This is a genomic window from uncultured Jatrophihabitans sp. (assembly GCF_964246335.1).
In the GTDB taxonomy this organism is placed as follows: Bacteria; Actinomycetota; Actinomycetes; order Mycobacteriales; family Jatrophihabitantaceae; genus Jatrophihabitans.
In genome coordinates, this window is sequence record NZ_CAXTQF010000006.1 from 1 (window position 1) to 13,004 (window position 13,004).

General features: G+C 71.2%; 16 protein-coding genes and 1 tRNA gene. 11 read left to right on the forward strand and 6 right to left on the reverse strand.

Annotated elements, in window-relative coordinates; genetic code table 11:
- The 3 genes from ACFFCN_RS03070 to ACFFCN_RS03080 form a co-directional block, all read left to right on the forward strand.
- A partial coding sequence (locus ACFFCN_RS03070; RefSeq protein WP_375489613.1) for a hypothetical protein occupies positions 1-242 on the forward strand: 242 nt, incomplete at its 5' end.
- 57 nt (positions 243-299) lie between these two features.
- Entirely contained in the window at positions 300-1,121 is an 822-nt protein-coding gene (locus ACFFCN_RS03075) for a hypothetical protein (RefSeq protein ID WP_375489615.1), read from the forward strand.
- 2 nt (positions 1,122-1,123) lie between these two features.
- A complete protein-coding gene (locus ACFFCN_RS03080) occupies positions 1,124-1,483 on the forward strand; it encodes a GntR family transcriptional regulator (protein ID WP_375489617.1) in 360 nt (119 codons plus the stop codon).
- On the opposite strand, the gene ACFFCN_RS03085 is transcribed toward ACFFCN_RS03080, so the two are convergent.
- The 4 genes from ACFFCN_RS03085 to ACFFCN_RS03100 all read right to left on the reverse strand — a co-directional run bounded on the left by ACFFCN_RS03085 (position 1,469) and on the right by ACFFCN_RS03100 (position 3,794).
- On the reverse strand, positions 1,469-2,740 hold the full coding sequence (locus ACFFCN_RS03085) for an RNA polymerase sigma factor (protein ID WP_375489619.1): 1,272 nt from the start codon (positions 2,738-2,740) through the stop codon (positions 1,469-1,471). The two genes, ACFFCN_RS03080 and ACFFCN_RS03085, sit on opposite strands and share 15 nt — an antisense overlap.
- Positions 2,741-2,781: 41 nt before the next feature.
- Complete coding sequence (locus ACFFCN_RS03090) at positions 2,782-3,213, reverse strand: YciI family protein (RefSeq protein WP_375489621.1); 432 nt, start codon at positions 3,211-3,213, stop codon at positions 2,782-2,784.
- 132 nt (positions 3,214-3,345) lie between these two features.
- A complete protein-coding gene (locus ACFFCN_RS03095; protein WP_375489623.1) occupies positions 3,346-3,651 on the reverse strand; it encodes an STAS domain-containing protein in 306 nt (101 codons plus the stop codon).
- Positions 3,652-3,721: 70 nt separating this feature from the next.
- Positions 3,722-3,794 (reverse strand) — tRNA-Lys (locus tag ACFFCN_RS03100).
- 142 nt (positions 3,795-3,936) lie between these two features.
- Here ACFFCN_RS03100 and ACFFCN_RS03105 point away from each other — a divergent pair.
- Entirely contained in the window at positions 3,937-4,542 is a 606-nt protein-coding gene (locus tag ACFFCN_RS03105; RefSeq protein WP_375489625.1) for a GNAT family N-acetyltransferase, read from the forward strand.
- Positions 4,543-4,655: 113 nt separating this feature from the next.
- Here the strand turns inward: ACFFCN_RS03105 and ACFFCN_RS03110 are convergent, their stop codons facing one another.
- The gene (locus ACFFCN_RS03110) at positions 4,656-5,465 is read right to left on the reverse strand and encodes a class I SAM-dependent methyltransferase (protein WP_375489627.1); all 810 of its coding nucleotides are present in this window, start codon (positions 5,463-5,465) and stop codon (positions 4,656-4,658) included.
- Positions 5,466-5,502: 37 nt separating this feature from the next.
- Between ACFFCN_RS03110 and ACFFCN_RS03115 the strand changes: the two genes are divergently transcribed.
- Positions 5,503-6,522, forward strand: coding sequence for a UDP-N-acetylmuramate dehydrogenase (locus ACFFCN_RS03115; RefSeq protein ID WP_375489629.1), 1,020 nt, complete (start codon positions 5,503-5,505; stop codon positions 6,520-6,522).
- Positions 6,519-6,956 (forward strand): hypothetical protein, encoded by a 438-nt coding sequence (locus tag ACFFCN_RS03120; protein WP_375489631.1) that lies wholly within the window; start codon positions 6,519-6,521, stop codon positions 6,954-6,956. The genes ACFFCN_RS03115 and ACFFCN_RS03120 overlap by 4 nt, the downstream gene beginning before the upstream one ends.
- 3 nt (positions 6,957-6,959) lie before the next feature.
- Here the strand turns inward: ACFFCN_RS03120 and ACFFCN_RS03125 are convergent, their stop codons facing one another.
- Positions 6,960-7,706: an SDR family NAD(P)-dependent oxidoreductase gene (locus ACFFCN_RS03125; RefSeq protein ID WP_375489632.1), complete on the reverse strand. Its 747-nt coding sequence runs from the start codon at positions 7,704-7,706 to the stop codon at positions 6,960-6,962.
- A 138-nt stretch (positions 7,707-7,844) separates the two neighbouring features.
- On the opposite strand from ACFFCN_RS03125, the gene mshA reads away from it, so the two are divergent.
- From mshA to ACFFCN_RS03150, 5 genes are all read left to right on the forward strand, one after another.
- Positions 7,845-9,113 (forward strand): D-inositol-3-phosphate glycosyltransferase, encoded by a 1,269-nt coding sequence (gene mshA / locus ACFFCN_RS03130; RefSeq protein WP_375489741.1) that lies wholly within the window; start codon positions 7,845-7,847, stop codon positions 9,111-9,113.
- A complete protein-coding gene (locus ACFFCN_RS03135) occupies positions 9,110-9,616 on the forward strand; it encodes a YbjN domain-containing protein (protein WP_375489634.1) in 507 nt (168 codons plus the stop codon). The genes mshA and ACFFCN_RS03135 overlap by 4 nt, the downstream gene beginning before the upstream one ends.
- Positions 9,617-9,697: 81 nt before the next feature.
- Positions 9,698-11,557, forward strand: coding sequence for an MFS transporter (locus ACFFCN_RS03140; RefSeq protein ID WP_375489636.1), 1,860 nt, complete (start codon positions 9,698-9,700; stop codon positions 11,555-11,557).
- The gene (locus ACFFCN_RS03145) at positions 11,554-12,141 is read left to right on the forward strand and encodes a TetR/AcrR family transcriptional regulator (protein WP_375489638.1); all 588 of its coding nucleotides are present in this window, start codon (positions 11,554-11,556) and stop codon (positions 12,139-12,141) included. Before ACFFCN_RS03140 ends, ACFFCN_RS03145 begins: the two co-directional genes overlap by 4 nt.
- A 36-nt stretch (positions 12,142-12,177) precedes the next feature.
- Complete coding sequence (locus tag ACFFCN_RS03150) at positions 12,178-12,921, forward strand: phosphoglyceromutase (RefSeq protein WP_375489640.1); 744 nt, start codon at positions 12,178-12,180, stop codon at positions 12,919-12,921.
- Positions 12,922-13,004: the final 83 nt, after the last annotated feature.

Genomic DNA, 13,004 nt, shown 5'->3' on the forward strand with positions numbered 1-13,004 from the left:
GTTCGAACGCCACACCTCAGCCGGTGGTGGCAGCAGCGCTGACCGGACTGGCGGCCATGGCGGTCGGTGAAGGGGCGTCCGTGGCCACCGGCGGCGCGCGCTCGGACTGGGCCTCGCCGACGAACCTGGTGCGCGACCTCATTGCGCACCTCGCGTACGGCGGCGTCACCAGCTACGCGTTGCACCGCATGCTCGACCCGCACACGCCCGTCGTTTCGCGACTGCGAAGCCTGCGCGGCTGACGGAGCCAGCAAGGACTTGTGATTGTGTAGCAAGTCTTGACGCAGTACGTTGAGCCGGTGATGGCACCGGACCCACAACCGCTGCCGCGCCTCGACCGGTGGTTGCGGCGTCAGCGTCTGCGAGTCGACGGATTGACCCTTGTGGGCGCCGAACTGGTGGACCACCGGCTCGCGATCCGTCGTCGCGTCGACCGGGGCTCAGCGGTCGCCTTCCTGGGTGCCCTCACCTGCTTCGTCGTGTCCGTGCTCACCTTCCGCGCCGTCCCCGGTCGCCGACCGGACGCGAGTCTGTGGTGGCTGAGCGCCGCGCTGGTGATCCTCCCGTCCGCGATCTTCTTCCGGTCGATCGTCATCCGCCGATACGAACGGCAGCTGGCGGCGCGTTTGCCCTGGCGCGTCGCCGGAGACCGTGCGATCCCAGCATGGCGACGCATCGGACCCATCCGGCTGGGTATCGCCGTCGTGGTCGCAGGGCTCGCGGGGGTCACGCTGCTGGCGATCGCGCAATCGAGCGTGCCGGCCGCCTCCGTCGCGCTCTACGCGGTCCTGCTGTTGGTGCTGGCGGTGAATGCACTGTTGCTGACCCGATCGGAGTTGAGCCGCGCTGCGCTGGCCGTCGACGACATCTCGTTACGACTCGATGAGCGATGGCGTTCGCAGGCTGTCTACGGCGCCGTGTGCCCTCTGCTCGTGTTGTTCGGCTCCGTGCGCTTGTTCCTCCCGCTCGACCTGTCGACTCTGCGTCCGGACTGGCTGGCGCCGGTCCTGCTCTTCAGCGTCGTGCTGATCCCGCTCGTCAATGCGGCGGAACACGCGGCGCAGGCGGTCGACCGACGGCGAGTGGGTCGGCCGCCGCTCCAGTCGTGGCAAGGAAGCTGACAGTGATCGCCATCGACCACGACGGCGCGGTGCCGCCGTACGAGCAGCTGCGGGCACAGCTGGCCGACCAGATCAGGAGCGGCACCCTGCCGGTGGGCACGCGGCTACCGACGGTGCGGCAGCTGGCGAACGACCTCGGGTTGGCGGTGAACACCGTCGCGCGCGGCTACCGCGAGCTCGAGGCCGGCGGTCTGGTGCAGACGCGTGGCCGCGCCGGTACCTACGTCCACACGGCCGACGCGGCGAAGGCCCAGGCCGAGGCCGCCGCGCGGACCTACGCCAGGACGATCCGCAGCACCGGCATCAGCATCGACGACGCCGTCGAGCTGCTGCGCACCGTCGCCGCGTCACCGGGCACGTAACGCGTCGTCGGACGGCGACTGCTCCGCAGCACATTCGGCGGCGCGGGCGAGGAGCAGATCACGCTCGCGCTCGTTGGCCGTCAGCCCGGCGGCCCGCTCGAACTCCTCTCGCGCCTCGGCCGCCCGGCCGAGCTTGGCCAGCAGATCGCCGCGCACGCTGGGCAGCAAGTAGTAGCCGGCCAACCGGTCGTCGAGCTGGTCGACCAGTTCGAGGCCGGCCGCCGGGCCCTCGGCCATCGAGACGGCGACAGCGCGGTTCAGCTCGATGACCGGCGACGGCGTGACGTGGGCGAGCACGCCGTAGAGCTCGGCAATCCGCGCCCAGTCCGTCGCGTCCGCCGTCCTCGCCCGGGCGTGGACCGCGGCGATGGCGGCCTGCACGGCGTACGGCTCGGCCGCGCCGGCCAGCTCCTCGGCCCGCGCCAGGGCGGTCAGGCCGCGGTGGATGAGCAGCTGGTCCCAGCGGCCGCGGTCCTGCTCGAGCAGGGTCACGATGGCGCCGTCCGCCCCGGTGCGGGCTCCCAGCCGCGACGCCTGCAGCTCCATGAGCGCCAACAGACCGTGCACTTCGGACTCGTCCGGCACCAGCGCGACGAGGATCCGGCCCAGCCGCATCGCCTCGTCGCACAACGCGGGCCGCACGACATCCTCGCCGGCGGTTGCCGAGTACCCCTCGTTGAAGACGAGATAGACGACGGCCAACACGGACGCCAGCCGCGGCGCGATCTCGTCGGCTTCCGGTGACTCGAAGCCCACCCGCGCGTCGGCCAGCGTGCGCTTGGCCCGCACGATGCGCTGGGCCATCGTCGACGTGGGGACGAGGAACGCGCGCGCGATCTCGTCGGTGGTGAGACCGGCCAGCATCTTGAGCGTCAGCGCGGCCTGCGCCTCGGGCGTCAGCACCGGGTGGCAGGAGGTGAACATCAACCGCAGCACGTCGTCCTCCACCGGCTCGGGCAGCTCGAGCTCGTCCGCCTCGGGCAGCTCGCGGCCCAAGAGCTCGACCTTGCCGGCGAGCGCGACGTCGCGGCGGATCTCGTCGACCGCCCGGCGTTTCGCCACCGTCATCAACCAGGCGCCCGGACGCTCCGGGATGCCGGACGCCGGCCACTGCTCGAGCGCGGCCACCAGCGCGTCCTGGGCAAGATCCTCGGCGCGGCCGACGTCATGGACGAGCCGGGCCAGGCCGGCGATGAGGCGCGGTGCCTCGATCCGCCAGACCGCCTCGACGGCGCGGTGGGCAGCGGCGCTGGTCACCCGACGCAGGTAACCCCACGGCCACCCCTGCGCGCAACCGGTCAGCGGTGCTGTTCGGCGGCCTTCGCGTCGAGACGCGCGATCTGCTCCTGCTGGTCCGCAGTCAGCTCGTCGCCGAAGTCGGCCGCTTCGAAGAACGGCCGGATCTCGATCTCCGACTCCTCGCCCGGCATCGGCTCCGGGCACCGCTTGAACCACTCGATGGCCTCTTCCTTCGAGGCGACGTCGATGACCCAGTAGCCGGCCACAAGCTCCTTGGTCTCCGCGAACGGGCCGTCGATCACGACGCGCTTGTCGCCGGAGAACCGCACGCGCGCGCCGGCAGAGCTCGGCTTGAGGCCGTCCGCCGCGAGCAGGATGCCGGCATTCACCATCTCCTCGTTGAACGCCATCATCGCCGCGATGTCCTCGTGCTTCGGCACCGCGCCGGACTCGGAGGTCTCGGTCGCCTTCACCAACACCATGAACCGCATGTCATTCCCTCTGCTTCCGTGCGCGGGCCCCGCTCGCAGTGACCGGTCCGAACCCGCGCTCACCAGTGCGTCGAACGGCCGCACCCGCATTCGACACCGTCGCCGAAATACTTTCTGGTGTTGATCAGCGGGCTACGTCGCGGTGGTGCCGTAGGAGAACAGATCCTGCGATCCCGTCAGTGTCAGGACCCGCATGACCATCCGCGGGACGTCGACGAGGCGTACCGACCGCGCCTTGTTGCGCAGCGACAGCAGGAAGATCAGGCCGGTCGAGTCCATGAACGTGACGGCACCCATGTTGACCTGCACGTCGTCGTTCGGCCTCACCGGCTCGAGCATCGCGTCCGCGCGGTCGCGCATCATCATGTCGATGTCCCCACTCACGTCGTACGTGACGACAGCACCGTGCCGATGTGACTCGATCGCCCCGTCCGCCATGCGTACACCCTGACAGAATCGGCGTGTACGTCGTAAACCGGGTGGCCCCGCGGGCGGCACAAGCACTGGGTGGGCCCCGTCGGGCTCGAACCGACGACCCAAGGATTAAAAGTCCTTTGCTCTACCAACTGAGCTAGAGGCCCGTCACGGCGGCACGCGCCGCGACCTGGATGAGGCTACCGGCAGGCTGGCCGCCGGGCGCTGTAGCAAAGGCGCCGACAGATCGACACACGACGGAAACGATGGATCGTCAGGGTCGTGGACATGCCAAGTACAACCAGTTGCGTGCGGTCCACGCCGGCCCACGACCCGGGCGGACCGCCCCGTGTCGACAACCCCGAACTCGCCGAGCTGGCGCGCGTCCCGTGGACGCTGCGGGTCGGCGCCAAGCCGTTCCTCGTCCGGCCGGGCACCGTCCGCGACCTGTCGGCCGTGGCCCGGATGCATGCGGCGTGCTCACCGCGCTCGCTGCTCGACCGCTACCGCTGCGGCGGCCGACCGCCGGCTGTGGCCGCGCTGGAGAACAGCCTGCGCCAGCCTTTCAACTACGTCGTGGCGGCGCCGGACGGCGCCGTCGTCGCGCACGCCGTGCTGCGGCGCGACCCGCGGCACAACCACTTCTGCGCCGAGATCGGCCTGCTCGTCACCGACCGCTGGCAGCGGCTCGGCATCGGCACCGAGCTGACCACGCACCTGGCCGGAGTCGCGCACGTGACGGGGTTCCACGAACTGATCGGCTACCCGGCCACGGCGGTGCCCCGGGCGCAGCGGCTGATGATCGGCGTCGGCCGCACCCGGATGGTGCCGGACGGCGAGGCGCACCTGCACACGTACCTGTCCGAGTCGGCGACGCTCGGCCTCGGCTCGGTGCGCCAACGCCTCGCCGGTTGACCGGCGACATCTCCGTAACGGTTTGCACCCGGCACCGTCGCTAACTCGGCCCTCGGGCGCTCGTTAGCGACGGTTGCGGGTGCAATCCGGGGTCGGGGCGGCGGTGCGCCGGGTCAGACGGGGGCGACGGACGACCACGGGACGGTCAGCTCGCCGTAGCGCGCCCGGCTGACGTCGGCACGCCAGCCCTCCGCGACGAGCCCCTCGCACGCCGCGACCCACCGCTGCCGCGCGCCGAACACCGACACCGGCGCCGCGGTCGCCCAGGCGTCGTCCAGCGACTGCAGCAACGCGTGCACCGGCTGCCCGGGCACGTTGTGGTGGATCAGCGCCTTCGGCAACCGCGCCGCGAGGTCGCCCGGCCGGTCGAGCGACTCGACGCGGCAGGCCAGCGTCAGCGACACCGGTCCCGTGGCTTCGAGCAGCACCCACGCCGCCAGTCGGCCGATCTCGTCGCAGGTGCCCTCGACGATCGCGCCGCCGTCGGACAGTCCGCGCCGCAACGTCGCCCACGCCCGCGCCGCGTCCGCCGGTGCGTACTGACGCAGCACGTTGGCGGCCCGCACGATCACCGGCCGGTGCCCGCCCAGCTCGAAGCCACCCCGCTCGAACGTCAGCGCCGGCGGATCCGCGGCGGGCAGGGCAGCCGCCACGCGCGCCGGGTCGATCTCCAAACCGAGCACCCGCACGTCCGCGCGCACCGTCGCCAAGCGCGCCCGTAACTCGACTGCCGTCACCGGCCCGGCGCCGTACCCGAGATCCACCACGAGCGGATCGCCGGCCTGGCGCAGCTGCGGGCCGAGCCGGGCGACGATCCAATTGTCCATGCGCCGCAGCCGGTTGGGGTTCGTCGTGCCGCGCGTCGGCAGGCCGAGCGCCCGCGCACGCCCGGCGGCAAGCCTGGGAGGTCGCCCACCGGACACGCCGCCGAGTCTAGGAAGGCCGGTAACCTCGCGGGTCGTGCCCGCCACGATCGCCGACCTCACGACGCTGCGCCTCGGCGGCCCCGCGCGTCGCATCGTCACCGCGGACACCACCGACGCATTCGTCGACGCCGTTCGTGCTGCCGACACGGCCGGTGCGCCCGCGCTCGTCATCGGTGGTGGCAGCAACCTCGTCATGTCCGACGCGGGCTGGGACGGCACCGTCGTGCTCGCCCGCACGCAGGAGATCACGGTCGACGAGCGCGGCGACACGGTCCGCGTGCACGTCGACGCGGGCGTGCACTGGGACTCGCTCGTCGGGCGCAGCGTCGCCGAAGGGTGGTCCGGCCTCGCCGCGATGTCCGGCATCCCCGGCATGACCGGCGCGACGCCGATCCAGAACGTCGGCGCGTACGGCAGCGAGGTGTCCGACGTCGTCGCCGGCCTGCAGGTCTACGACCGCGAGACGGGCGCGGTGCAGGAGTGGGACCCGCAGCGCTGCGGTTTCGGTTTCCGCAGCAGCGCGTTCAAGTACAGCGACCGATTCGTCGTGCTGCGCGTCGACTTCGACCTCGCACGCAGCACCGACGCGCCCCCGGTGCGCTACCTCGAACTCGCGCGACGCCTCGGCGTCGAGCAGCACGACGTCGCACCGTCCAAGGACGTGCGCGACGTCGTCCTCGACCTGCGCCGGAGCAAGGGCATGGTGCTCGACGCCGCCGACCACGACACGTGGAGCGTCGGGTCGTTCTTCGTCAATCCCTTCGTGCCGCCCGAGCTGGTGCCGGCCGGCTGCCCCAACTGGCAGGTCGACCACCAGCTCAAGCTGTCCGCGGCGTGGCTGATCGAGAACGCCGGGTTCGGCAAGGGCTTCGGCGCGGACGTCGGCGCCGGACGTGTGACGGTGTCGACCAAGCACACGCTGGCGCTGACGAACCGGGGCGGGGGCACCACTGCGGAGCTGTTGGACCTGGCGCGCGTGATCCGCGACGGCGTCGAGGTCCGGTTCGGCATCCGGCTGCGCCCAGAGGCGCATCTGGTCGGCGTCGAGCTGTGACGTCCGCGGCGCCGACGCATCGGGTGGCCGACCCGGCGACGAGCGGCCTGCCCATCGGGGCCGGGTTGGTGCTGATGCTGGGCTCGATCCTGCCGTGGTTCCACGTGCTGGCCATCGGCGGCGACGGGGACATCTCGGGCCTGCAGACCGACGGTTCGACCACCATCGTGCTCGGCCTGCTGAGCGCGGTGCTGGGTGTGATCGTCAAAGTGGCGAAGGCACGTATCTGGGTGGTGATCGTCGGCACCGTCTCGAGCGTGCTGGCGCTCGCCATCGTGATCTCGAAGCTGGTGGATCTGTTCGGCCTCGAGGACGAGATCGATCTCGGTATCGAGTACGGGATCTGGGTGGCACTCGTGGCCGCTGCGCTGTGCGTCTTCGCGGCCGCGCGCTGCCTACGCCGGCTGGTGCCGGTGGACGAGGCGCACGACTGACAATCAGCGGTGCCGGTCGACCTTGTGCGGTGCTGCCTGAGCCAGCGGCTTCACGATCATCAGGTCGATGTCGACGTGCGCCGGCCGGGTGACCGCGAAGGCGATGCAGTCGGCGACGTCGTCGGCCGTCAGCGGGTGCTCGACGCCCTCGTAGACCTGGTCGGCCGCCTGCTGGTCACCGCGCAGCCGCACCAGGGAGAACTCCTCGGTGTGCACCATCCCCGGGGCGATCTCGGTCACCCGCACGGGTCGGCCGTTCAGTTCCAGGCGCAGCGTCTCGACGAGCGCGGCCGCGCCGTGCTTGGCCGCCGTGTACCCGCCGCCGCCCTCGTAGACGAGGTGCCCGGCGATCGAGCCGGTGACGACCACATGCCCGCCCGTGCCGCGTTCGAGCGCCGGCAGCAGCGCCTGCGTCACGCGCAGGACGCCGAGCACGTTGGTGTCGAACATGCGCTGCCAGTCGGCCGGGTCGGCGTCCTCGACGGTCTCGACGCCCAACGCACCGCCGGCGTTGTTGACCAGCACCGCGACGTCGTCGCCCACCTGCTCCGCCAGCTCGGCCACCGACTCGGCCGATGTGACGTCGAGCGGTACCGCCCGGATGTTCGGCTGCGCGGCGGCCAGCTCCTCGAGCCGGTCCGTGCGTCGCGCTGCGGCGACGACGTCGAATCCCTCTGCGGCGAGGTGACGGGCGGTGGCCGCGCCGATTCCGCTGCTGGCGCCGGTGACCACGGCGATCCCACGTGACATGCGACCATTCTCGACGCGCGCCGCGGTTCCGATATCGCGGGGCAGGGCATGTTTGCGAACGGGACGTTGTTGAACCCTACCGGACCCGCGAAAGGAGTGGATGTGCACTCGGTCAGGCGCGCCGTACGGCGCGTGGCGATGCTGAGCGTGCACACCTCTCCGCTCGACGCGCCGGGCGGCGGCGACGCGGGCGGCATGAACGTCTACATCGTCGAGACCGCCAAGCGGCTGGCCGACCGCGGCGTCGAGGTCGAGATCTTCACCCGCGCGACGTCGAGCGAGCAGCCGCCGGTCGTCACGCTGCATCCCGGTGTGCACGTGCGGCACGTCGTCGCCGGCCCGTACGAAGGGCTGGCGAAGGCCGAACTGCCGGCGCAGCTGTGTGCGTTCACCGCCGGCGTCATGCGTGCCGAGCTGGGCCACGAGCCGGGCTGGTACGACCTCGTGCACTCGCACTACTGGCTGTCCGGGCAGGTCGGCTGGCTCGCCCGCGAACGCTGGGGCGTGCCGCTCGTGCATTCCGCCCACACCCTCGCGAAGGTCAAGAATGCGCTGCTCGCCGACGGCGACGAGCCCGAGCCGCGCGCCCGGGTCATCGGCGAGGAGCAGGTCGTCGCCGAGGCGGACCGGCTGATCGCGTCGACCGCCGACGAGGCCGGGCAGCTGATCGATCTCTACGGCGCCGACCCGGCCCGGGTACGCACCATCGCGCCGGGCGTCGACCTCGACGTCTTCACCCCCGGATCGGCCGACGCCGCGCGCACCCGGCTCGGTCTGCGCCGCGACGCGCTGACCCTGCTGTTCGTCGGGCGGTTGCAGCCGCTCAAAGCGCCGGACGTCCTCGTCCGTGCCGCTGCGCTGCTGCAGCAGGACCCGGACCTCGCCGGGCGGTTGCAGGTCGTCGTCCTCGGCGCACCCAGCGGTACCGGCCTCGCGCACCCACAGCAGCTCGGCACGCTGCGCGACGAACTCGGCCTGCAGGACGTCGTCCGATTCCACCCGCCCGCCTCCCGCGGGACCGTGGCGGACTACTACCGCGCGGCCGACCTCACCGTCGTGCCGAGCTACAACGAGTCGTTCGGCCTCGTCGCGCTCGAGTCGCAGGCCTGCGGCACACCGGTCGCCGCCGCGGCGGTCGGCGGGCTGCCCACTGCCGTGCGGGCGGACGTCTCCGGCGTGCTCGTCGACGGTCACGAGCCGCAGTTGTGGGCTAAGGTGCTCGCCGATCTGCTGCGCACACCGTCGCAACTGCAGGCACTCGCCGACGGTGCGCGCCCGCACGCCGAGCAGTTCTCCTGGGACCGGACGGCCAGCGGGCTGCTCGCCGCATATCGGCAGGCCACCGTCGAGCGCCCGGGCACACCCGCGGTGCTCGCGGGCGACGCGTCGTGGGCGGGGCAGTCGTGAGCGGGGCCGTCCTGAGCGTCGCCGACACCGTCGCGGCCGCGCTCGGCGATCAGGACCTCGAGTGGCAGCGGCTGGACGACGCGACGTTCGCCGTCGCGGTGCCGGGCGAGCGCCGGCTGAAGACCGCGTGCCTGCTCACCGTCGGCGCGCACGCCCTCGAGATCGAAGCCTTCGTGTGCCGCGCGCCGGAGGAGAACTACGAGCAGGTCTACGGCTGGCTGCTGCAGCGCAACGCGCGCATGTACGGCGTCTCCTGGGCGATCGACAGCACGGGCGACATCTACCTGACCGGCCGCGTCTCGCTCGACGCCGTCACCGCCGACGAGATCGACCGGCTGCTCGGCTGCGTGCTCGAATACGCGGACGGCTCGTTCAACCTGCTGCTCGAGATGGGCTTCGCCTCGTCGATCCGCCGCGAATGGGCCTGGCGGGTCAAGAACGACGAACCGCTGGCCAACCTCGCCGCGTTCCGTCGCTTCGCCGAGAAGACCGATTCGGAATAACGCTACGCTTGCGTAGCGCAACGCGGAGTGCTTCAATGAATTAGCGATACGCACTTGTAGCGATATTGGTCGGAGACCCTGATGGACCAAGAGACAATCCAGAAGCGGCGGTGGGGCATCCTCGCGGTGCTCGTGCTCTGCCTGCTCGTCGTGATCATCGACAACACGATCCTGAACGTCGCGCTCAAGACGATCCAGAGCGACCTGAACGCGTCACAGAGCGACATGCAGTGGGCCGTGGACAGCTACGCGCTGGTGTTCGCCGGCCTGCTGATCACCTGGGGCGTGCTGGGCGACCGCGTCGGCCGCAAACGCATCCTGATGATCGGCTTGTTCCTGTTCGGCGCGATGTCGGCAGTGACCGCGTTCGCGCACTCCTCCACCGAGCTGATCGTCTTCCGGGCGCTCATGGGCATCGGCGCCGCGGCGGTGCAGCCGCAGACCCTGTCGATCATCCAGAACGTCTTCGAGCCGCGCGAACGGCCGAAGGCGATCGGTATCTGGGCCGGCGCGTCCGGGATGGCCATCGCGCTCGGGCCGATCACCGGCGGCATCCTGCTCAAGTACTTCTGGTGGGGCTCGGTCTTCCTGGTCAACGTGCCGATCGTCGTCGTCGCGCTCGTCGCCATCTACTTCCTCGTGCCGGAGTCGAAGAACCCGCAGCCGGGACGACTGGACCCGCTCGGCGTGCTGCTGTCGATCGTCGCGTTGGTCGTGCTCGTGTACGGCGTCATCGAGGGCGGCAACAGCGGCAAGTGGCTGAGGTGGGACACACTCGGCGCGGTGCTGCTGGGCGTCGTACTGCTCGCGCTGTTCATCTGGACGCAGCACCGCAGTACGCACCCGACGATCGATGTCGGGCTGTTCCGCAACCGGCACTTCTCCTCGGGCGCGGCGGCCATCGCGGCGGCGTTCTTCGCGCTGCAAGGGTCGACGTTCTACCTCGCGTACTACCTGCAGGCGGTGCGCAATTACTCGCCGCTGCTGGCCGGTGTTGCGCTGATCGGCGTCGCGGCGGCGGTGATGATCGCGGCGCCACTGTCGGCGCGCTTGTCCGGGCGGTTCGGGCCACGGGCGGTCGTCGGCTTCGGCATGACCCTCGTGGCGATCGGGCTCGCGTCGTATGCGCTGGCCACGCAGCACCAGTCCATTTGGCTGATCGAGGTCCGGCTCGTCGCGTTCGGCTTCGGCATGGGCCTGACGATGTCGCCCGCCACCAACGCGATCATGAGCGCCGTTCCGCGGGAGAAGGCCGGCGCCGGATCGGCCGTCAACAACACCGTGCGCCAGGTGGCCGGCGCGCTCGGCGTCGCCATCCTCGGTTCGGTGCTGGTGATCGTCTTCCGCAACGATCTCGGCACGCACGCGCCCCAGGCCGCGGCTACCAAGCTGGACCGCCCGGCGGCCGTCGTCTCGAAGCTGCCGTCGAGCCAGCGGGTGTCGGCGCAGGTCAGCTCGGACTCGGACCAGTCCATCCAGAACGCCCTGACGTTCGCCGGCAACGCTGCCGACGCGCTGCAGGCCCGCGGCAAGGCGCAGGGCGCGAACCTCTCGCCCGCGCAGCTACGCCAGGAGCAGGCGCAGGCGCGCACGGTGCTCACCGGTTTCGTCAGCTCCACCAAGAGCTCGTTCATGTCCGCCATGCAGATCACGTCGCTGTTCGGCGGCCTTGCCGCGCTGATCGGTGCGCTGGTGGCGCTGGTGTTCCTGCCGGGGCGGCGCGAGTACGAGCAGATGTCGGGCGGCCCGGCCACGGCTCCGTCCGGCGACGAGGCAGCGAAGGACCACGGCGTGGCGCCACACGACGCACAGCCGGACGGCGTGGGTGCGGGTCACCACCGAGACCCCGGTGAGCCGATCGCCGCGCACGCCGGGCACCAGGCCCAGCACGCCGGGCACGAGGGGCAGCACGAGCAGGTGCCGGCCGGCGGTCAGCAATGACCGCGGTGGGCACCGCGCGCCGCGGCCGCCCGCGGGACGAGACGATCGACGCGGCGATCCTGGACGCGACCGTGCAGGAGATGATCGAGGTCGGGTTCTTCGCGATCTCGATGGAGCGGGTTGCGGCTCGCGCCGGCGTCGCGAAGACGACGGTCTACCGCCGCTGGCCGGACGCGGTCGAACTGGGTGTCGAGGCGCTGCGTCGCCTCAAGGGCACGGTCGGTGACGTGCCGGAGACGGACGCGCGCGGACAGATCATCTGGCTCGCCGAACGGATGCGTCGGGTGTGGGGCAACCCGACCTTCGCGGCAGCCATGCGTCGGGTGATCGCCGAGGGAACGGCCCATCCGGCCCTGTTCCGCGACGCCCAGGACCGGCTCGTCGGGCCGCACCTGGTCAGCCTGAACGCGGCGATCGATCGCGCGAAGGACGACGGCCTGATCCGCACGGACGCCGACACGACCTGGGTGCGTCGCTTGATCGTCGGCCCGACGCTGTCCGCCGCCCTGACGCTGCGCAAGGTGCCGACCGCGGACGAATTGGTGCGCACCATCGACGTCGTGTTGCGCGGCCTCGCGCCCTGAGTCACCGGCGCGCGGCCACGCTGGCAGGATTGCCGCATGGCCAAGCTCGTCCTGCTCCGCCACGGCGAGAGCGAATGGAACCAGAAGAACCTGTTCACGGGTTGGGTCGATGTCGACCTGACCGCGGCCGGCGAGGCGGAGGGACGCCGCGGCGGCGAGCTGCTGGTCCAGCACGACCTGCGCCCGGACGTCGTGCACACCTCGTTGCTGCGCCGGGCGATCCGTACCGCGCAGATCGCACTGGACGCCGCCGATCGCCACTGGATCCCGGTGCGCAGGTCGTGGCGGCTCAACGAGCGGCACTACGGCGCGTTGCAGGGCAAGGACAAGGCGCAGGTGCGTGACGAGTTCGGCGAGGAGCAGTTCATGCTGTGGCGCCGTTCCTACGACACCCCGCCGCCGGAGCTGGCCGACGACGACCGCTACAGCCAGGCCGGCGACCCGCGCTACGCGGACCTGCTCGAGGCACTGCCGCGCAGCGAGTGCCTGGAAGATGTCGTGGGCCGCATGCTGCCCTACTGGTACGACGCGATCGTGCCCGATCTGCGTCGGGACGGGGTCGTGCTCGTGGCCGCGCACGGCAACTCGTTACGCGCGCTGATCAAGCATCTCGACGGGATGAGCGACGACGACGTCGTGTCCCTGAACGTGCCCACCGGCATCCCGCTGCACTACGAGTTGGACGACGTCACGCTCAGGCCCACCGGGCCGGGCACTTATCTGGATCCCGACGCCGCGCGCGACGCGATTGAGGCCGTAGCCAACCAGGGCAAGAAGTAGCGCGCGCCGCGTCCGCGCGGCGCCGGGCGGTGCCCCGAGTTGGCACCTGCCGCGCGCGGTGAGTTGATCTCCGCAGCCGCGCC